Origin of the sequence: Ensifer oleiphilus, assembly GCF_013371465.1 — a bacterium.
Classification (GTDB): domain Bacteria; phylum Pseudomonadota; class Alphaproteobacteria; order Rhizobiales; family Rhizobiaceae; genus Ensifer; species Ensifer oleiphilus.
Window position 1 is genome coordinate 1,080,843 of the sequence record NZ_JABWDU010000002.1, and the last position, 18,448, is coordinate 1,099,290.

General features: G+C 62.2%; 19 protein-coding genes. 11 read left to right on the top strand and 8 right to left on the bottom strand.

The features are described 5' to 3' along the window. Nucleotides 1-88: 88 nt before the first annotated feature. Nucleotides 89-994 carry an AraC family transcriptional regulator gene (locus HT585_RS11935; protein ID WP_176353080.1) on the bottom strand — a complete coding sequence of 302 codons (906 nt, stop codon included), beginning with the start codon at nucleotides 992-994 and terminating at the stop codon, nucleotides 89-91. A gap of 23 nt (nucleotides 995-1,017) precedes the next feature. Between HT585_RS11935 and HT585_RS11940 the strand changes: the two genes are divergently transcribed. Next, entirely contained in the window at nucleotides 1,018-1,836 is an 819-nt protein-coding gene (locus HT585_RS11940; protein ID WP_176353081.1) for an SDR family NAD(P)-dependent oxidoreductase, read from the top strand. Between the two features lie 37 nt (nucleotides 1,837-1,873). Here HT585_RS11940 and HT585_RS11945 read toward each other — a convergent pair whose 3' ends face one another. Further along, nucleotides 1,874-3,586, bottom strand: coding sequence for an adenylate/guanylate cyclase domain-containing protein (locus tag HT585_RS11945; RefSeq protein WP_176353082.1), 1,713 nt, complete (start codon nucleotides 3,584-3,586; stop codon nucleotides 1,874-1,876). Between the two features lie 89 nt (nucleotides 3,587-3,675). Beyond that, entirely contained in the window at nucleotides 3,676-4,209 is a 534-nt protein-coding gene (rfbC, locus tag HT585_RS11950; RefSeq protein ID WP_176353083.1) for a dTDP-4-dehydrorhamnose 3,5-epimerase, read from the bottom strand. A 414-nt stretch (nucleotides 4,210-4,623) separates the two neighbouring features. On the opposite strand from rfbC, the gene HT585_RS11955 reads away from it, so the two are divergent. The 6 genes from HT585_RS11955 to HT585_RS11980 are packed head-to-tail and all read left to right on the top strand — an operon-like array spanning nucleotide 4,624 to nucleotide 9,763. Next, nucleotides 4,624-5,340, top strand: a complete 717-nt coding sequence (locus HT585_RS11955) for a WbqC family protein (RefSeq protein WP_281410672.1) — start codon at nucleotides 4,624-4,626, stop codon at nucleotides 5,338-5,340. Next, nucleotides 5,337-6,062, top strand: coding sequence for a methyltransferase domain-containing protein (locus tag HT585_RS11960; protein ID WP_176353084.1), 726 nt, complete (start codon nucleotides 5,337-5,339; stop codon nucleotides 6,060-6,062). The genes HT585_RS11955 and HT585_RS11960 overlap by 4 nt, the downstream gene beginning before the upstream one ends. Then, on the top strand, nucleotides 6,059-6,934 hold the full coding sequence (locus tag HT585_RS11965; RefSeq protein ID WP_176353085.1) for an NAD-dependent epimerase/dehydratase family protein: 876 nt from the start codon (nucleotides 6,059-6,061) through the stop codon (nucleotides 6,932-6,934). Before HT585_RS11960 ends, HT585_RS11965 begins: the two co-directional genes overlap by 4 nt. Further along, nucleotides 6,934-7,929: an ATP-grasp domain-containing protein gene (locus tag HT585_RS11970; RefSeq protein ID WP_176353086.1), complete on the top strand. Its 996-nt coding sequence runs from the start codon at nucleotides 6,934-6,936 to the stop codon at nucleotides 7,927-7,929. The genes HT585_RS11965 and HT585_RS11970 overlap by 1 nt, the downstream gene beginning before the upstream one ends. Next, on the top strand, nucleotides 7,926-8,627 hold the full coding sequence (locus HT585_RS11975) for a metallophosphoesterase family protein (RefSeq protein WP_176353087.1): 702 nt from the start codon (nucleotides 7,926-7,928) through the stop codon (nucleotides 8,625-8,627). The genes HT585_RS11970 and HT585_RS11975 overlap by 4 nt, the downstream gene beginning before the upstream one ends. A 26-nt stretch (nucleotides 8,628-8,653) precedes the next feature. After that, nucleotides 8,654-9,763 carry a DegT/DnrJ/EryC1/StrS family aminotransferase gene (locus HT585_RS11980; RefSeq protein WP_176353088.1) on the top strand — a complete coding sequence of 370 codons (1,110 nt, stop codon included), beginning with the start codon at nucleotides 8,654-8,656 and terminating at the stop codon, nucleotides 9,761-9,763. A gap of 9 nt (nucleotides 9,764-9,772) precedes the next feature. On the opposite strand, the gene HT585_RS11985 is transcribed toward HT585_RS11980, so the two are convergent. Beyond that, a complete protein-coding gene (locus HT585_RS11985) occupies nucleotides 9,773-10,624 on the bottom strand; it encodes a glycosyltransferase family 2 protein (RefSeq protein ID WP_176353089.1) in 852 nt (283 codons plus the stop codon). 212 nt (nucleotides 10,625-10,836) lie between these two features. Here HT585_RS11985 and rfbF point away from each other — a divergent pair, with 212 nt between their 5' ends. The 4 genes from rfbF to HT585_RS12005 are packed head-to-tail and all read left to right on the top strand — an operon-like array spanning nucleotide 10,837 to nucleotide 14,702. After that, nucleotides 10,837-11,604 (top strand): glucose-1-phosphate cytidylyltransferase, encoded by a 768-nt coding sequence (gene rfbF / locus HT585_RS11990; RefSeq protein WP_176353090.1) that lies wholly within the window; start codon nucleotides 10,837-10,839, stop codon nucleotides 11,602-11,604. Further along, nucleotides 11,601-12,665: a CDP-glucose 4,6-dehydratase gene (gene rfbG, locus HT585_RS11995; RefSeq protein ID WP_176353091.1), complete on the top strand. Its 1,065-nt coding sequence runs from the start codon at nucleotides 11,601-11,603 to the stop codon at nucleotides 12,663-12,665. The genes rfbF and rfbG overlap by 4 nt, the downstream gene beginning before the upstream one ends. Before the next feature lie 7 nt (nucleotides 12,666-12,672). Next, complete coding sequence (locus tag HT585_RS12000; protein WP_176353092.1) at nucleotides 12,673-13,905, top strand: class I SAM-dependent methyltransferase; 1,233 nt, start codon at nucleotides 12,673-12,675, stop codon at nucleotides 13,903-13,905. 59 nt (nucleotides 13,906-13,964) lie between these two features. Beyond that, nucleotides 13,965-14,702: a glycosyltransferase family 2 protein gene (locus HT585_RS12005; RefSeq protein ID WP_246707630.1), complete on the top strand. Its 738-nt coding sequence runs from the start codon at nucleotides 13,965-13,967 to the stop codon at nucleotides 14,700-14,702. A gap of 153 nt (nucleotides 14,703-14,855) precedes the next feature. Here HT585_RS12005 and HT585_RS12010 read toward each other — a convergent pair whose 3' ends face one another. Genes HT585_RS12010 through HT585_RS12025 form a run of 4 tightly spaced genes read right to left on the bottom strand, consistent with a single transcriptional unit; the run spans nucleotide 14,856 to nucleotide 18,419 of the window. After that, complete coding sequence (locus HT585_RS12010) at nucleotides 14,856-15,620, bottom strand: ABC transporter ATP-binding protein (RefSeq protein ID WP_176353093.1); 765 nt, start codon at nucleotides 15,618-15,620, stop codon at nucleotides 14,856-14,858. Continuing rightward, nucleotides 15,617-16,450, bottom strand: a complete 834-nt coding sequence (locus tag HT585_RS12015; RefSeq protein WP_176353094.1) for an ABC transporter ATP-binding protein — start codon at nucleotides 16,448-16,450, stop codon at nucleotides 15,617-15,619. Before HT585_RS12015 ends, HT585_RS12010 begins: the two co-directional genes overlap by 4 nt. Further along, nucleotides 16,447-17,379, bottom strand: a complete 933-nt coding sequence (nikC, locus tag HT585_RS12020; protein ID WP_176353095.1) for a nickel transporter permease — start codon at nucleotides 17,377-17,379, stop codon at nucleotides 16,447-16,449. Before nikC ends, HT585_RS12015 begins: the two co-directional genes overlap by 4 nt. Continuing rightward, nucleotides 17,376-18,419: an ABC transporter permease gene (locus HT585_RS12025; RefSeq protein WP_112810653.1), complete on the bottom strand. Its 1,044-nt coding sequence runs from the start codon at nucleotides 18,417-18,419 to the stop codon at nucleotides 17,376-17,378. The genes nikC and HT585_RS12025 overlap by 4 nt, the downstream gene beginning before the upstream one ends. Between the last annotated feature and the right edge of the window lie 29 nt (nucleotides 18,420-18,448).

Consider the following 18,448-nt stretch of genomic DNA (forward strand, 5'->3'; position numbering starts at 1 on the left):
GCGAGAGGTGAGAAAACCGGGACTTAACGCGCATATGCGAATCTGAAAGATCGCAACACGCAGTCGTTCTGTACGGCGTAAGGCCTGACTACCCTACTGTGCCCATGCGGGCATACCGTCCCGGCGCCTGCCCGACGTGCCGGCTGAAAGCGGTGCTGAAAGTGCTTGCCGAACCGTAGCCGACGCGCTCGGCGACATCGGAGATTTCGGCCTTATGGTTGCACAGCAGATTCTTGGCCATCGCCATGCGCCAGTTGAGCAGATATTCCATCGGCGCGACGCCGACATGGCGCGTGAAGCGCTCGAAGAACGCCGAGCGGGAGAGGCCGGCCAGCTTCGCCAGCTCGGCCACCGTCCATGATCGCGCCGGAGCGCCGTGCATCGCCCTTATCGCTTCCGCCAGCCGCTGGTCGGCAAGCCCGCGCAACAAGCCCGGCGAAGCGTCCGGCCGCTGGGTCAGCCGCAGCGCCTCGATCAGCAGCACTTCGACAAGACGGGCAAGAACCAGATCGCGGCCGGCGCGCTGTTCGGCCGCCTCCTCCGTCAACAGCCGGACCAGGATCGAAAGCCGCTCGCCGCCGCGCACATGCACCTGTGCCGGCAGCAGCGACACCAGCAACCCGGCATCCTCAGTTGCAAAGACGAAGTAGCCGCCGAGCAGCCGCACGCTTGGCGGCCCATCGGGGTCGCCGTGGCGCACCTCGTCGACTGAAGCGGGCGTTGCCTTCGGATCGATGAGTGTCGGCGTCACGGGCTCGAAGCCCGACATCGTGAAACCGGGCGTCGTCGGCAAGAGGACGAAATCGCCCGCCTCCAGCACCAACGGATCCTGACCGTCAACGGCCAGACGGCAGGCGCCTTCCAGCACGGTGCAAAAACCGGGGTAACCGAAATCGGAATAGCGCACCCCCCAGCGACCGGCACCACTGATGCTTTTGGTAAACACCGCGCGTGGCCTGAGCAGGGTGATGATTTCAGAGAGCGGATCGATCATTTCAGGACTATTGCAAATCAGAAATGGACTTTCAATTATATATCGTCCGGAACGCAATCGCTATGATGACATCATCAGAAACGACCAAAGGAAACGACATGAAAACCGTGTTGATCACAGGCTGCTCGTCCGGCTACGGCCTCGAAACCGCCCGCCTCTTCCACGCCAAGGGCTGGAACGTGATCGCAACCATGCGCACACCACGCGAGGACATTCTGCCGCGCTCGGAGCGCATGCGCGTCGTTCAGCTGGATGTGACCGACCCTGAAAGTATCTCCTCGGCACTCGATGCCAGCGGGCCGATTGATGCACTTGTCAACAATGCCGGCATCGGCGTGGTCGGCGCCTTCGAGGCGACGCCGATGCCGCACGTGCGCAAAATCTTCGAGACCAACACCTTCGGCGTCATGGCGATGACGCAGGCGGTAATCCCGCAGTTTCGCAGCAGGCGATCGGGTGTCGTGGTCAACGTCACGTCCAGCGTCACGCTCGCCGCCATGCCGCTCGCCGCCGCTTACACCGCCAGCAAGACGGCGGTCGAAGGGTTTACAGGATCGCTCGCCCACGAGCTTGCCGCCTTCGGCGTGCGCGCCAAGCTGGTGGAGCCCGGTTACGCGCCGAGCACGCGGTTTTCGCACAATACGGGCGTGCGCATCGAAGATCTGATCCCGGAGACTTATGCCCCGTTTGCAGAACCGATCTTTGCCGCCTTCGCCAACCCGGCGCTCATCACCACGGAGAGCGACGTGGCCGACGTGGTCTGGTGCGCTGCCAACGACATGTCGGAACGGCTGCATTTCCCGGCGGGGGCAGACGCCTTGGCGCTGGCCCGCGCAAGCTGACATCCCCGGCGGCCGCCGCGTCACCCGGCGGCAACCGTCAGCCGAGCGGCAGGCCCGCAGCATGCACGGTGTTGACGAGCGCCTCCGTGACTGCCCGGTCCCGGAAGAACTCCTGGGTGCGGATGTAGCCGGCCGACAGTTTTGGATCGAGCGCCTGAACCTGCGCGACCAGCTGGCGCGCCCGCTCGGTATCGCCGCGCGCCATCCGTGCGGCGATGCGGTAGATCAGCGTACGCCGCGTCTGGTAGGGCAGTGCCCGCGCCACGGCAAAAAGCTCATCGTGCCGACCGAGCGCATAGAGCGAGGCGACCCGCTCCTCGACGATCCAGACCGGCAGGAACGGATCCAGTGCCTCGGCCCGGTCGAGCAGTTCCAACGCCCGCTCCGCCTCGTTCGCATAGGTGTAGAAAGCCGCACATCGTCCGGCGATATAGGCATCGTTGGGCGCCAGCTCTATTGCCCGCTCATGATGATGCCGCGAGGCGACAAAGTCGCCCTCCATGCATTTGATCGCACCCATGATGCGATGGGAATCCGGGTCGGTCGGATCGAGATCGAGCGCGTGTGCGACCTGGCGCTCGCCAGCGGAAAGGTCGAAATCCGGCAGATTGCTCCAGGCGCAGACATGCATGGCGACGGGCCGGCCAAAGGACGGGTCCGCATCCATCGAACGCTCGAACCAGCGCATGGCTTCGCCGATGTGCCGATCGGCCACCCCGATCAGGCGGTGGTGGTCGAGCCCCAGCAGGTAGTATTCGTAAGCCGACATATTCTCCGGCCGCTTCAACCGGGCGGAGATCAGTTCCGCCTGTTCTATCCGCCCGGCCACCGTCGCAGCGATGCGGGCCGTCACCTCGTCGATGACGGCAAGCAGCTCCTCGAATGGCCGCTCGATCCGGTCCGACCAGACGAGATGTCCATGGGCGGTCTCAGACAAAGATACGTTGAGGCGCACGAGACCGCCGAGCTTGCGCACAGAGCCCGAGACGACGTAGCGCACCCCGAGCGCCCGTCCGACCTCGACGGGGTCGCGGGTGGAAAGCGCGACGGAGGCCGACCGCGAACTGACGAACAGGCTCTTCAGCCGGCCGAGCTCCAGGGTAAGGTCGTCGGTCAATCCTTCCGTCAGGAAAGACTGGTCGTCCTGGCTGGCCGCGAAGGCGACGAAAGGCGTGACGATGACCGAATTCGGCCTCATTGACGCCGGCGGCGCCTCTCGAGTCGGTGCCGAGAGAAACCGATGCCTATCGATGTTTGTGCCCACTCGATAGACGCGGATCGGATCGGCGACGCCCTTGAACCGACGCTCGCCGATCTCCTCGAAAGCGCAGGGCGAGGCACGGCGCACCTGCTGGTAGAGCGCTTCTGACACCTCGATCTCGCCGGCGGCAGCGCTTGATTGCAGCCTTGCGGCGAGGTTGACGCCATTGCCCCTTAGATCATCGCCGACGGCGAGCACGTCGGCCAGATGCAGCCCGAAGCGCATATGGTTCGGCGTGGCATCCGGAATTGCCGCAAGCGAACTGCGCGCCTCCATGGCCGCGCGAAGGGCGTTGACCGGACTGATAAACTCCGCAAGAACCGCGTCGCCGGCGGTGTTGAAGACGCGGCCATCGTGGCGCACAACCGTGTCGCCCACCGCCCTGAGGCAGGCGGAGACGCATTCGACAGCCTCTTCCTCATGCGTTTCCATCGCCGCCGTCGACCCGACGAAATCCGCCACCATGATCGCTACCAGCTTGCGCTGCATCTCCATCGCCTCGCCGGCACACGGGCCACCAGTACGGGAGGATAGCACAAGATGACGGGTCAGACAGCAACCGCTATTTTAGATTACATTCATAAGAACGGAAATGCTTCGTCGCGCGCCGACATCTGGGCGACAGTCAGCGGCCAGCCGATCGCAAGCTTCGGATCGAGCGGGTTAAGTCCACCCTCCGCCGCCGGCGCGTGGGGCTTGTCGTGCAGGTAGATCAGTTCGCAATCCTCGCTCAGCGTCTGAAAGCCATGTGCAAACCCGCCGGGGATCATCATCGACCGCCCGTTCTCGGCACTCAGCACTTCGCCATGCCATTTGAGATAGGTGGGCGAGCCCGGGCGCAGGTCCACGGCAACGTCGAAGACGGCGCCGGCGAGACAAGAGACGAACTTCGTCTCGTCATGGGGCGCACGCTGGAAATGCAGGCCACGGATCGTGCCCTTCAGCTGCGTCATCGTATGGTTGATCTGGGCAATCGTGCCGTCGTGACCGAAATCGGCAAGCTCCTCGCGGCAGAAGAAGCGCGAGAAGAACCCGCGCTCGTCGCCGAAACGCTGGCGTTCGATGACCACGAGATCGGGGATCGGGGTGGCGATACGATTGAAACGCGACATCGGTCTTCCCTTCGGGGCGCTAAGCTTCGGTCACGTTCCTTAACAAACCGGCCTTGGTCCCATTTGCAATCGTCGGCGGGATAGCATTCACAGGAAACGCATCAAGCGGCTTGGAAATAATGGCGCCACGAGACGACCGCAAAGTGTTTGAGGCTCACAAGAACGCGTTGGCGTTCGCTCTGAACGCAGATTGCGTGTCGGTCACGGAATGGCTCGACACGCTGGTTGCGCGCAGCACCTGCGATTGTTAGAAGCTCTCCACCATACGGACACGTTTTCGACAAATCCGTGGTGTTCTCCGGGGCGCCGGGAGGCTATCCGCGCAGCACAACAAGGTGAGCGTTCGCGCACGTTGCCCGCACCGAAACCGTCGAAGCGATACCGCAATAAACACTGATCTCGAGCGAGTACCTGTTGGCCAGAAACATTGTCATCTCGCAATCCATGTACTTTCCCTGGGTGGGAATGCTTGAGCAAATTCGGTTGGCGGACATATTCGTACACTACGACGATGTGCAGTTCTCGCGCGGCAGTTTCACCAACCGGGTGCAGATCAAGACGCAGAACGGCATACGGTGGCTGACGTTGCCACTCCAGGATTATCATCTGGGACAAAGGATCGACGAGGTCCGGCTCGATGATCGGACGGACTGGCGAAGCCGCCATCGCGACATTCTGCGCCAGGCCTATATGAAGGCGCCGTTCGTCAATGAGATGCTGCAGCTCGTTGACAGCGTGTTCGAGAAAGATGCATCGACCGTTGCGGATGTGGCCCGCAATTCGATGCTGGCGCTTGCGTCCTACTTCAATCTCGACAGGCCGAAATATGTCTCGTCGGACGTGCTGACAATCGGCGGAACGAGCAGCGAGCGGGTGTACGACATTACCGCGCATCTCGAGGGGTCTGCCTACATCACCGGCCATGGAGCGCGGAACTACCTGGATCACGGGCTCTTCGAGAAATCCGGCATATCGGTTCTGTACATGGCCTACGAGTGCACCCCTTATCCCCAGCTGCACGGAGAATTTACGCCGTATGTGACGGCGTTGGACCTCGTTGCCAATTGCGGTGTCGACGGTGCGAAAGTAATACACTCTGGAACCGTCGATTGGAGGGAGTTTACCCGGTGACATCCGAAAACCTGGACAAAGTCGCGTCGGAGTATCTTCCCAACGCAACAACATCGATTGAGAACAACCTCATTCTCAACTGGTATCCGCAGCGTGTCGTTTCCCGCTTTGGAAAATGCACCTCATTGCTCGATCTCGGGATCGGCCACGGCTACACGCCGCACCTGTTCAACACGGTTTGCGACAGGCACGTGATCGTCGAGGGCTCGCAGTTCGTTATCGACCTTTTCAAGCAGAACAGCCCGGACTTTTCCGGAGAGATCGTCTTTTCCTATTTTGAGGACTTCGATACGGAAGAGCGCTTTGACGTGATTGTCATGGGTTTTGTTCTGGAGCACGTTGACGATCCGGGCCTGGTTCTCGACAGGTTCAAACGTTTCCTGAAGCCAAATGGCCGTCTTTTCGCTGCCGTACCCAACGCCAAGTCGCTGAACAGAAGGCTCGGGGTAGAACTTGGCAAGATCGATGACATTTACAGCCTCAATGCCAACGATCTGGCCCTTGGCCACAAGCGCCAATACTGCCGGGACACGTTTCGTGCCGAACTGCAGGCGCATGGTTTCCGGGTGGTGCACGAAGAGGGGATTTACTTGAAGCCGTTGCCGTTGCCCGTTCTGCAGACCCTTCCCGATTTCGAAGCCAATCTGCACGCCATGCTGCAAGTCGGCATCGAGTTTCCAGACCTCTGCGTCGGCCTGTTGATGGAGGCTGAGCCCACATGAAGACGGCGGCCGTCATCGGCGCACGGTCGATGCTGGGTCGCCAGCTCATTGCTCGCCTGCATCACATGGGAGTGGAGACGATCAGTGTCGGCCGATCGGACACCGACGAGGTCTTTTTCGATCTTGAGGGCGGTCTGCGGGACATGCCTGGTGGCATGTCGGCCGACGTTCTGTTCCATTGCGCCGCAAGCTTCGCCGACGACAGCCCGAAAGGCGTGCGCCTGAATTATACGGCAAATGCCACGAGTGCTCTCGCCGTCGCCGAGCTTGCGCAGCAACTGCAAACCGGGGCGATTGTCTACGCCGGGTCTGTTTCATCCGACGAGACTTTGGATGGTGCAGCGATGACATCCTACGGGTTTACCAAGGGCCTGGCCGAGCAGATATTGCGCTGGCATTCGCAACGGCACGGCTTCCGGTTCTGCAGCCTGCGGTTCTCGCAGCTGTACGATGTCGATGGCCAATGCTGCTCCCACCAACCATGGTTCGGGCGCATCATTGCCTACACATCCCGAGGACTCGACATCCGAATGCCAGCCTCCCTTGGCGCGCGTAATTTCCTCCATGTCCAGGACGCCGCGGACATGATGATCCACGCTGCCAACGCCAAAGCTTCAGGCATCTTGAATGCCGTCCACACGGAGGCGATGACCAGCGACGAGATTGCAGAGGTCGCCTATCGCGTGTTTGGGCTCGGCGGCACCGTCGCCATCGCAGCGGAGAAAGCCCCCTTTCGCAAAGTGAATTTTCCCGATGGCGCGCCAGCGATGTCGCTGCTCGGCATGAAGCCGCTTATTGCCATGCAGGACGGCATAAAGATGATCAGGGATGCCGGCAGCGCGCCCGCATTCGGACCAATGGACGTAAACTGATGGGCGCCGAGGGAACACAATCGAAGCAAGCGATCACAGTGGTCGTGACTGCCGTTGGGGCCATCATCGGCCAGGGCATCGTGGCGTCTCTGCGAAGACTGGATGCACCGATCCGGATCATTGGCGTCGATCGCGATGCGAACGGCATCGGCCGGCACTGGTGCGACGCGTTCGTCGCCAAGCCGTCATGTGACGAAGCGACACAAGAATATCTGGAGTTCTGGCTGGCATTGCTTCAGCGCGAGGCTGTCAGCCTGGTGCTGCCCGGCCTTGAGCTCGACGTCCGTTTCTTCAACGAGCATCGCGCGTCGTTTGAGGCGACGCCGACCCGGGTTGCCCTGAACACATCGTCCTTGATCACGCTCGCCGAAGACAAATGGGACATGAACGCCGCCTTGCTTGAGGCCGGACTGGCGGTAATACCAAGCACGCTCAGCCGCAACCTTGAAGAATGTATTAGCGAACTGGGTGCCTTGCCGCTGTTGCTGAAACCGCGTCGTGGCAACGGTTCGCGCGGGATCGCCCTTCTTCGGGATGAAGCCGATTTCGATTACTGGACACGCAAGAGCCGGGACGACTTCCTCATCCAGAAACTCGTCGGCACGGATGAGCAGGAATACACGGTCGGTGCCTTTGGCCTCGGTGACGGAACGATGCTGCCCCCGATCGTCTTCCGGCGAAAATTGTCGGTCGCCGGCAACACGCAATATGCCGAAGTGGTCGATGCACCTGTCGTCGAAGACGCGGTGCGTCAGCTCGCCCGGCGCTTCAAGCCGCTCGGCCCCACCAATTATCAGTTTCGACTGGACGGTACGACGCCCTATCTGCTCGAGATCAATCCGCGGTTCTCCAGCAGCACCTCTTTGCGCGCCGCCTTCGGATACAACGAGGCCGGCATGGCGCTCGATTTTTATCTGTACGGGAGAGAGCCCGCCGCACCGGAGATCAAGCGCGGCCGAGGCTGGCGATACGCCGAAGACCTGGTGGTGCTATGATCGCTGTTATTTCCGATATCCATGGCAATCTCCCCGCCCTGGAGGCCGTGCTTGCCCGTATCGACGAGCTGGCTTGCAGCACGATCATTTCGCTCGGCGACGTCGTCGGGTATTACGCCCAGCCGGGAGATTGCATCGAGGTGCTGAAAGCACGCGGCATCCCCAACATCATGGGAAATCACGATTACTACATCGTCAGTGGCGAAGGCTGCCCGCGCTCGAGGATGGTGAACGACATCATCGAGTACCAGAGGGGCATCATCTCCCCCGAACAACGCGCCTGGCTCGGCAAGTCGAAATCCTATCTCGTCGACGGCTCAAATTATTTCGTTCACGGAAGCTGGCAGGATCCGATCGACGAATATCTCTACAAGATATCGCCGGCGCACTTCCCGCAGGGGGCCGAACGGCTTTTCGCCGGGCACACCCATGTGCAAGTGCGCCTCGAGATCGATGGCAAGGTGTTTTGCAACCCCGGCTCCGTCGGACAGCCGCGTGACGGCGACCCGCGCGCCGCCTTTGCGACGCTGTCGGCAAACGGCATCGAACTGCATCGGATCGAATACGATATCGACCGGACGGCCCGCCATATGCAACGGGCCGGATTTCCGTCCCGATTCTCCGAAAATCTCTATATTGGCGCGCAGATCGGCGGACGCATCGACAAGATCGTTGCGGCGGACGCAGCAAGCGACTGATGATCATAGGACAGGCAGCCCAGGCTATGAAATCCCGTATCCTCTACACCAAACCCTCGATCACCGAGCGCGAAGTCGCCTATGCGACCGATGCCGCCGCGAACGGCTGGGGCGACCGCTGCTATGACTACGTCAACCGCTTCGAGACGGCGTTTGCGAGCCATCTGGATGTCGCCCATGCCATTTCCACGTCAAGCTGCACCGGCGCCCTGCATATGGGCCTGGCCGCACTCGGCGTCGGGCCCGGCGACGAAGTGATCCTGGCCGACACGAACTGGACGGCGTCTGCGGCACCCATCGTCCATCTCGGCGCCAAACCCGTCTTCGTCGACGTGCTCGCCGACAGCTGGTGCATCGACCCCGAAAAGGCGGAGGCTGCGATCACGCCGCGGACCAAGGCGATCATGGCGGTGCATATCTACGGCAACCTCTGCGACATGGACGCGCTGTTGGCCATCGGCGCGCGCCACAACATACCGATTGTCGAGGATGCCGCTGAAGCGCTCGGATCTGAATGGAAAGGCCGAAAGGCCGGCTCGCTTGGCGCCTTCGGGGCCTTCTCCTTCCACGGCACCAAGACCGTGACGACTGGCGAAGGCGGCATGTTCGTCACCAGCGACGACAAGCTTTACGAGAGAGTCCTGACGCTCTCCAACCATGGACGCGCGCGCGGCCAGAAGAAGCAGTTCTGGCCGGACGAGATCGGCTTCAAATACAAGATGTCTAACCTGCAGGCGGCAATCGGGCTCGCCCAGATCGAACGTGTGAACGAACTCGTCGATCGCAAGCGGGAGATCTTCTACGCCTACAAGGCGCAGCTTTCGGGCATGAACTCCGTTGCCATGAACCCTGAGCCGGACGGAACGAAGAACGGTTTCTGGATGCCGACGGTCGTCTTCGCCCCGGAAACCGGGGTGACGCGCGAGAAGCTGCAAGGCGCCTTTGCGGCCGAAAACATCGACGCGCGCGTCTTCTTCTGGCCTTTGAGCTCGCTTCCCCCGTTCAACGACCAGCCGGGCAACACGGTGGCCTACGATCTTCCCGGCCGGGCAATGAACCTGCCGAGCTACCACGAAATGACGAATGATGAGATTGATCGCGTCGTGCAGGTTCTGCGCGACTGCATGGCGGCCTGAGGAAACGGCTCACCCGAAGGGCAGAGCCGACCGCAGCTTCTGTTTGAAAGCCCGCTTGTAGGTCTTGAACAACGGCGCGACCCGGCGATCGAGGTGCAGGTCCAGTGCCCGTTTTACCTTTGTCAGCTCGGGCGCAGACCACTCCCGTTCGGCGATGATCTCAAGCGCGATCTGCTTGTACTGCTTTCGCGCCGCCAGCAATTTGTCTGGCGGCAGATGATAGTTGGCTTGCCGCTTGATGCGCTGGATGAACCGTCCGTCCGGCGACATGACCACCGCGTTGTCGAATATCGCCGGCAGCATCATCAGATGATCGGCAGCCCACGCAAAGTCGTAATTCGCCAATCGCTTGAGGGCCAGACCGACGGCATCTCTCCTCCACAAGCCATAGACCCAGCTCGGGTGGCATCCAAGAAGAACATCGTGGATCCGCTGCGCCCGCTCGTCGGTCGAAAGAGCGGGAAGTTCAAACAGCCGTTCCGTGCTGTCGATGATCCGCAGCACAGGCGCAACAGCCAGCGCCGCATCCGGCGCCTCGTCCAGAGCGCCGACGAGGCCCGCAAGGTGGTTGCGGTCGGCCAAATCGTCGTCTGCCCTCCAGCAAAAATAGGGCGCGTCGGTCATGGCCTCAACCCGGAAGAAGTTCTCCATCGCCGAGACCGTATCGGGGTAGCGCACATGCCGAAACCGTGCGTCGGCCCTGGCAACATCCGCACAGATATCGCTCGTCCCGTCGGTCGACCCATTGTCGCAAATGAGGACCTCGAAATCCTCGAAGGTCTGGCTGCGCAGGCTATCGAGGCACTCGGCGATAAATTCCACGCCGTTATAGGTTGGCAGTCCTATGCTAACGCGAGCCATCTAGCCTCTCCTGGCAATTGCATTGAAGTGCCAATTCGTGCGAAGAACCGTACGCTTCCACGCAGTCCGTCGCGCCGACGAACAACGGTGCACCGTTCTAGTTCAGGCGCCTGTGTTGTCAATGTGCTGGAAGCCATCCACGGACACGGTGCCAAGGGCATCGGTGCGGAGAAACACCTCGCGTTGAGGCGCGGGCAGTTAGAGGCAGTCGCATGAAAGTCGTCATCCTTGCTGGTGGTTACGGAACCCGCATCTCGGAAGAAAGCCATCTGCGGCCGAAGCCGATGATCGAGATCGGCGGGCGGCCGATCCTCTGGCATATCATGAAGATCTACAGCCATTATGGCTTCTCGGACTTCGTCATCTGCCTCGGCTATCGCGGCTACATGATCAAGGAATACTTCTCCAACTATGTCCTCCATTCGTCCGACGTAACCTACGACATGGCGACGGGCGAGACGCTGTTTCATTCGAACAAGGCCGAACCGTGGCGCGTGACGCTCGTCGACACCGGCTCGGAATCGATGACCGGTGGCCGGTTGAAGCGTGTGGCCGATCACCTGGGCGACAAGTTCTGCCTGACCTATGGCGACGGCGTCGCCGATGTCGACATCAAGGCCCTGACCGACTTTCACCTTCGTCATGGCAAGGAGGCGACAGTGACCAGCGTCATGCCGCCCGGGCGCTACGGTGCCCTGGCGACCGAGGGCGGTGAAGTGCGCAGCTTCACGGAGAAGCCGGCCGGCGACAATGGCCGCATCAATGGCGGGTTCTTCGTTCTGAACCGCAGCGTTCTCGACCGCATCGAGGGCGACAGCACGTCGTTCGAGGGCCAGCCGCTGGAAGGGCTTGCACGCGACCGCCAGTTGATGGCCTTCCCCCATGACGGCTTCTGGCGGCCGATGGACACGTTGCGCGACAAGAACCAGCTCGAAGAGCTGTGGGTACGGGGATCGGCGCCTTGGAAAGTCTGGGCATGAGCAGCATTGCAAACCCGGAATTCTGGGCCGGCAGGCGCGTCTTTCTGACCGGGCACACCGGGTTCAAGGGAAGCTGGGCGCAGCTATGGCTGCAGCAGATGGGCGCCGACGTCGCCGGCTATGCACTGCCGCCGCTGGGCGAGCCGTCGCTGCACACGCTGCTTGGAACGCCCACGACCGACGGGCATCTCGGCGATATCCGCGATGCGGATGCGCTTGCGACCGCCGTTCAGGCGCACGATCCGGAGATCATCCTGCACATGGCGGCGCAGCCGCTGGTGCGCGAAAGCTACAAAACGCCTGCCGAGACATTCGAGGTCAATGTCATGGGTACGGTGCGCCTGCTTGAGGCCGCGCGCCGAGCCCAGGCATTGAAGGCGATCGTCGTGGTCACGACCGACAAGGTCTACCGCAACGACGAAAGCGGCCGACACTTTCCCGAGGACGCGACGCTGGGCGGCCACGACCCCTATTCCGGCTCCAAGGCGGCTTGCGAACTTGTTGTCTCGACATGGCGCGATGCGTTCCTGCGCGAGCGCGGCATTCGGGCCGCGACCGCGCGTGGCGGCAACGTGCTTGGCGGTGGCGACTTTTCGGCCGACCGGCTGGTTCCCGACATCGTGCGCGCTGCGCTGTCCGGCCAGGCGCTCGACATTCGCAGCCCCTTGGCGACGAGGCCCTGGCAGCACGTGCTTGACTGCCTCAACGGCTATTTCGTCTATGCCGAAGCGCTCCATGGCGATGAGACGACCGTCGACGCGCTGAACTTCGGCCCCTCGCCTGCTGAGCGCCAGATCCCGGTGCGCGACGTGGCATCGGCAATCCAGACGGCGATGGGCCTCCCTTCGCAATGGCGGGATGCTTCGTCCGTCGACCAGCCGCGGGAAATGCAGACGCTCGGGATCGATCCGGCCCTCGCCGCAAAAACGCTCGCGTGGAGCTCCCGGCTGTCGCAGGACGAAGCGATCGCCTGGACAGCAAACTGGTATGACGGCTGGCGCAAGGGCAGCGATGCCCGCGCTTTGACGCTTGGCCAGATCGACGCATTCATGAAAGGCTGATGACCATATGTCCTACAATTGCCGCTTCTGTTCGACCCCTCTTCAGACCGTCGTTGCCGATCTGGGATCGACGCCCTGGTCCAACTCCTTTCTGGAGCCGACGGAAGAAGCGATCGCGCGTGAACGCGCGTTTCCGCTGAAGGCGATGGTCTGCTCCGAGTGCCTGCTCGTACAGACGACGGAAACCGTGCCGGCCGACGAAATCTTCACCGACGGTTATGCCTATCTCTCCTCCTTTTCCAGCAGCTGGCTCGATCACGCGCGTCGCTATGCCGACGCCATGACCGAACGGTTTAAGCTCGACAGCGCCACGCAGGTTGTCGAGATCGCGTCCAATGACGGCTACCTGCTGCAGTATTTCGTCGCCAAGAATGTTCCGGTCCTCGGTATCGAGCCTGCAGCCAATGCTGCGAAGATTGCGATGGACCGTGGCGTGCCCAGCGAGGTCGCCTTCTTCGGCCGCAAGACGGCGACGGAGCTGGTCGCCCGCGGCATCCGCGCGGACCTGACAGCTGCCAACAACGTGCTCGCGCATGTGCCCGACATCGCCGATTTCGTCGCCGGATTTGCCATTCTCCTGAAGCCCGAAGGCGTCGCGACGTTCGAATTCCCCCACCTGCTGCGGATGATGGAAGGCCTGCAGTTCGATACGATCTACCACGAGCACTACTCCTATCTCTCGCTGGCCGCCGTCGAGCGTATCTTCAAGGCGTCGGGTCTGAAGGTCTTCGACGTCGAAGAACTGCCGACCCATGGTGGGTCACTGCGGGTGTTCGCCCAGCTTGAGAGCGGCACGCGGCCGGCGACAGAGCGTCTCGTTTCGGTACGAGCAAATGAAGAGGCGGCCGGCCTCATGACCATGGACACCTACGCGAAGTTCGACACGCGCATTGCCGCCGTCTGCCAGGGCTTCCGTGACTTTCTTGCGAACGCCAGATCCGAGGGCAAGAGCGTGGCCGCTTACGGCGCCGCCGCGAAAGGCAATACCTTCCTGAATGTCTGTGGGGTCAAGCCCGGCGAGATTGCCTTTGCGGTCGATCGCAACGACCTCAAGCAGGGAAAGCTCCTGCCTGGCACCCACATCCCCGTGCACGCGCCATTGCACCTACAGACGGCCAAGCCCGACTATCTGGTCATCCTGCCCTGGAATCTGACCGACGAGATCGTCGCCGACAATGCGGCGATCCGGGCGTGGGGCGGACGGTTCGTCGTCGCGATCCCGGAAATTCGCTTTATCTAGGACCCGCGGATCGGCGTCGGAACGGTGGCCGCGGTCCCCCGCATCAACCAGGAAGAGCAATGTCTCGAATTGACCTTTGCATCGTCGCCACACGGCGGCCCGAACTGCTTGCCCAGACCCTTGCGAGCTTTTGCGACAAAGTGCTGCGTCATCTCGACATGGGGTCGGCCTACCTCAATCTCGATGCTGCCTTCGGCTCCGCCGATGACCACGCCGCCTGCATTGAGATCGTGCGCGGCCACTTTCCAGATGCGGTGATTTTCGAGCCGGAACAACCGGGCTTTTGCGCCGCCGTCGCAAGAATATGGTCGGCAAGCACGTCGGAGTATGTGTTCCATCTGGAAGACGACTGGATTGCGCTCAGGGACATGGGCGTGGAACTGCTCGCACCCTTTGCCGATCCGTCGATCATGCAGGTGTCGTTTCACACCGCCGACCAGAACTGGGACATTGCCCGCAAAGGCCACTTCCATCAGCGCAACGAGTATACGCGGCTGCTCGGCATCAAGATCCCGCTGTTTCGGACCTTTCCGAAGTTCACGACCTCGCCGTCGATCCTGCGCGGCGGCTTTGCGCGCCATTGCGCCGGCCTGATGGACCTCACCCGCGATCCGGAAAAGCAGTTCTACTCGGGCGTCAACCCGGCCATGGAGGCCTATGTCGCCGGATCCCGCAACTACATCTTCTCGCCGGAAGCAAAGCCGGTCATTCGCGACATGGGACGCGAATGGCGCGATCAGCGCAACATTCGCAAGGTGATCACCAACTCCACCTCGACCTGGGAAAACGGCAGCTAAATCGGGAGCATTCCGTTTTCAAGTGGCATCATCGAACGCAGATAAGAAGGCTTAAAATGCCAGTGCGCCGTTGCCGGGCGTTGCCCACGTTTCTCTCACGAAACACGCGTTGACCACCCGTCGCTCCGTTTCGGCGCGACGGGTGGCTCAATGTCAGGCGGCAGCGCCCTTGCGCTGGAAGCCCTTGCTCGCAACCATCAGGTTGCGGGTGTAGTCCTCGCCGATCCGTCCGGCGACCAGGTCGGCCGATGACAATCGCTCGACCACCCGGCCGTTCTGCATCACGGCGAGGCGGTCGCACATGTGGGTAACAACGCCAAGGTCATGGCTGACCATGATGAAGGTGAGCTTGCGGTCCCGCCGGACCTGTTCGAGCAGGTTCAAGACCTCTGCCTGAACCGAGGCGTCAAGTGCCGAGGTCGGCTCGTCGAGCAGCAGGATCGCCGGCTCAAGGATCAGTGCCCGGGCAATGGCAATGCGCTGGCGCTGGCCGCCGGACAGCTGGTGCGGGTAGCGAAAACGAAAGCCCGAGCCGAGGCCGACTTCGTCGAGCGCCTTCAGAATGCGGCGTTCGCCATCGGCAACGCCGTGGATAGCCAGGGGTTCGAGCAGCTGCCGGTCGATCGTCTGGCGTGGATGCAACGAACCGTAAGGGTCCTGGAACACCATCTGCACATCGCGATAGAACGCCTTGTCGCGGCGGTTCCCGACAAGCACGCGATCATGCACGCGGATCTTGCCTGACGTCACCGGCGCAAGGCCGGCGACCGCACGAAGCAGGGTCGATTTTCCCGAGCCGGACTCGCCGACGAGCCCGAAGGATTCGCCGGGCGCGACATCGATGCTGACGTCGTCCAGCGCCTTGAACTCGTCATAGGTGACGACAAGATTTTCAGTGGATACGGTGGCGGTCGTCATAGGGCCCACTCCGGTTTGCGATCGAGAACCGGCAGGGGATGGCGATCGGAGCCGATCGCCGGCATGCAGTTCAACAGGCCCTGGGTGTAGGGATGCTTGGCATTTGCGAGATCCGACGCGGCAAGTTCCTCGACGATCTTGCCGGCATACATGACGATGACGCGGTCGCAGAACGACGACACCAGCCTCAAGTCGTGCGATACGAAGATCAGGCCCATGCCGCGCTCGGAAACCAGCTTGTCGAGGATACCAAGCACTTCGAGCTGGACTGTCACGTCGAGCGCCGACGTCGGTTCGTCGGCGATCAGAAGCTCAGGCCCTGCCACCAGCATCATCGCGATCATTGCGCGCTGACCCATGCCGCCCGAGACCTCGTGCGGATAGAGGTCGAAGACGCGGCCGGGATCGCGGATCTGCACCGCCTCCAGCATGTCGAGCGCCCGCTCGCGCGCTTCCGCACGGCCGACCTTCTCGTGTCGCGTCAATGTCTCGACGATCTGCCGGCCGATGCTCATCACCGGGTTCAGCGAATACTTCGGGTCCTGCAGGATCATGGCGATGCGCTTGCCTCTGAGATCCCGCCGCACCTTCGGCGCGGCCGAAAGCAGGTCGATGCCTTCGAAGGAAAGCGTCTTGGCAGTCACCCGCGCATGCGCCGGTGTCAGTCCCATGATCGCACGGCCCGTCTGCGACTTGCCGGAACCGCTCTCGCCAACAATGCCGAGGCGTTCGCGGCCGAGCGTGAAGGAGACCCCGCGCACGGCTTCGATTACGCCCGTGCGGGTCGGAAACGAGACCTTGAGGTCGTCAACGGTCAGAAGCGGGTTCATTGTCCGCTCTCCCGTGGGTCGAGCGCATCGCGCAGGCCGTCGCCGAGCAGGTTGAAGCCGAGGCTGACAATCAGGATCGCGATGCCGGGCATTGTGGCAACCCACCACTGGTCGAGGATGAAGCGGCGACCGGATGCGATCATCGCGCCCCATTCCGGAAGCGGCGGCTGTGCGCCAAGGCCAAGGAAGCCAAGGCCCGCAGCCGTCAAGATGATGCCGGCCATGTCGAGCGTGACGCGAACGATCAGCGACGACATGCACATCGGCATCACATGCCGGAAGACGATACGCGTCGGCGACGCGCCCATCAGCTGCACGGCGGCGATATAGTCGGAGTTGCGCACCGTCAGCGTTTCGGCGCGCGCGATGCGCGCATAGGGCGGCCAGGAGGTGATGGCGATGGCGATGACGGCATTCTCAATGCCGGGGCCGAGCGCCGCCACAAAGGCAAGGGCCAGAACCAGCTTCGGGAAGGCGAGGAAGATGTCGGTGATGCGCATCAGCACCGCATCGACCCATCCGCCGGCATAGCCCGCGATCGCACCGACGATAAGGCCGACCGGTGCCGCGATGATCGCGACAAGCAGCACGACGGCAAGCGTCAACCGCGAGCCGTGGATCAGCCGGGAAAGAATATCGCGGCCGAGATCGTCGGTGCCGAGCAGGTAGCCCTCGGTGCCCGGCGGCAACAGGCGGGCATTGGCGAGGTCGCCGATATAGGGCGAATGCGGCGCCAGCACGTTGGCAAAGGCGGCGACGAACACCAGCGCCAGCAGGATGAGCAGGCCGAGAACGGCCAGCTTGTTGGCGGAGAAGCGCTGCCAGGTCATGTAGGCACGGCCGAGGCGCGCCTGCGTGCGCGATTGCGGCCGGTCGGACAACAGCCATTCGCGGCGTGTCATCGGGCGAGTTTCTGTGACGGTGCTCATCGCTGGCGCGTCCTCGGGTCAAGCGTCCGGTAGAGAAGATCGGACAGGAGATTGATGCCGATGAAGACCGAACCGATGACGATGGTGCCACCGAGAACAGCATTCATGTCGGCATTCTGCAGCGAATTGGTGATGTAGAGGCCGAGGCCCGGCCAGGCGAAGACGGTTTCGGTCAGGACCGACCCCTCGAGCAGGCCGGCATAGGAAAGCGCAATCACGGTGACGAGTGGCACGGCGGCATTGCGCAGCGCATGGCCCCAGATGATGCGGGTCTCCGAAAGCCCTTTGGCGCGGGCGGCAACGATATATTCCTGCTGCAACTCATTCAGCATGAAGCTGCGCGTCATGCGGCTGATATAGGCGAGCGAGAAATAACCGAGCAGCGACGCCGGCAGGATGATGTGGCGGAAGACATCCCACAGCACGTCCCACTGCCGCTGCCAGAGCGCGTCGAACAGGTAGAAGCCGGTGATCGGCGTAAACGTGTATTCGAAGACGATGTCGATGCGGCCGGGATAGGCGACCCACTTCAGCCGGGCGTAGAACACCAGGAGCGACAGAAGCGCCAGCCAGAAGATCGGCACGGAATAGCCGACGAGGCCGATGACGCGCACGATCTGGTCGGCGATGCTGCCGCGCTTGACGGCGGCGAGAACGCCGAGCGGCACGCCGAAGATGGCGCCGATCAGGGTGCCGAGCGTTGCAAGCTCCATGGTCGCCGGGAAGACGCGGCGGATATCGGTCATGACGGGATTGGTCGTCAGCACCGAGATGCCGAAATCGCCGGTCAACGCCTGACGGACATAGATGAAGAATTGTTGATAGAGGGGCAGGTTCAGCCCCATCGCCTCGCGCGTCCTTTCGACGACATGCGTCGGCGCCCGGTCGCCGAGGACGGCGAGCACCGGGTCGATCGGGATCACCCGGCCGATGAAGAAGGTCACGGCCAGAAGGCCGAGATAGGTGGTGACGACGATCACGAGGAACCGCAACACGGCGCCCATGATCTTCGCCGGACGGGCGCGTCGGCGCCCGCCCATCCGTTCTGTTCCGCTCATGCTCAAGGGAA

What these genes read in the sequence shown, in the direction of transcription:
- HT585_RS11935 (WP_176353080.1), bottom strand. Translation starts at nt 994, where the DNA reads ATGATCGATCCGCTCTCTGAAATCATCACCCTGCTCAGGCCACGCGCG.
- HT585_RS11940 (WP_176353081.1), top strand. Translation starts at nt 1,018, where the DNA reads ATGGACTTTCAATTATATATCGTCCGGAACGCAATCGCTATGATGACA.
- HT585_RS11945 (WP_176353082.1), bottom strand. Translation starts at nt 3,586, where the DNA reads ATGCAGCGCAAGCTGGTAGCGATCATGGTGGCGGATTTCGTCGGGTCG.
- rfbC (WP_176353083.1), bottom strand. Translation starts at nt 4,209, where the DNA reads ATGTCGCGTTTCAATCGTATCGCCACCCCGATCCCCGATCTCGTGGTC.
- HT585_RS11965 (WP_176353085.1), top strand. Translation starts at nt 6,059, where the DNA reads ATGAAGACGGCGGCCGTCATCGGCGCACGGTCGATGCTGGGTCGCCAG.
- HT585_RS11970 (WP_176353086.1), top strand. Translation starts at nt 6,934, where the DNA reads ATGGGCGCCGAGGGAACACAATCGAAGCAAGCGATCACAGTGGTCGTG.
- HT585_RS11975 (WP_176353087.1), top strand. Translation starts at nt 7,926, where the DNA reads ATGATCGCTGTTATTTCCGATATCCATGGCAATCTCCCCGCCCTGGAG.
- HT585_RS11980 (WP_176353088.1), top strand. Translation starts at nt 8,654, where the DNA reads ATGAAATCCCGTATCCTCTACACCAAACCCTCGATCACCGAGCGCGAA.
- HT585_RS11985 (WP_176353089.1), bottom strand. Translation starts at nt 10,624, where the DNA reads ATGGCTCGCGTTAGCATAGGACTGCCAACCTATAACGGCGTGGAATTT.
- rfbF (WP_176353090.1), top strand. Translation starts at nt 10,837, where the DNA reads ATGAAAGTCGTCATCCTTGCTGGTGGTTACGGAACCCGCATCTCGGAA.
- rfbG (WP_176353091.1), top strand. Translation starts at nt 11,601, where the DNA reads ATGAGCAGCATTGCAAACCCGGAATTCTGGGCCGGCAGGCGCGTCTTT.
- HT585_RS12000 (WP_176353092.1), top strand. Translation starts at nt 12,673, where the DNA reads ATGTCCTACAATTGCCGCTTCTGTTCGACCCCTCTTCAGACCGTCGTT.
- HT585_RS12005 (WP_246707630.1), top strand. Translation starts at nt 13,965, where the DNA reads ATGTCTCGAATTGACCTTTGCATCGTCGCCACACGGCGGCCCGAACTG.
- HT585_RS12010 (WP_176353093.1), bottom strand. Translation starts at nt 15,620, where the DNA reads ATGACGACCGCCACCGTATCCACTGAAAATCTTGTCGTCACCTATGAC.
- HT585_RS12015 (WP_176353094.1), bottom strand. Translation starts at nt 16,450, where the DNA reads ATGAACCCGCTTCTGACCGTTGACGACCTCAAGGTCTCGTTTCCGACC.
- nikC (WP_176353095.1), bottom strand. Translation starts at nt 17,379, where the DNA reads ATGAGCACCGTCACAGAAACTCGCCCGATGACACGCCGCGAATGGCTG.
- HT585_RS12025 (WP_112810653.1), bottom strand. Translation starts at nt 18,419, where the DNA reads ATGGGCGGGCGCCGACGCGCCCGTCCGGCGAAGATCATGGGCGCCGTG.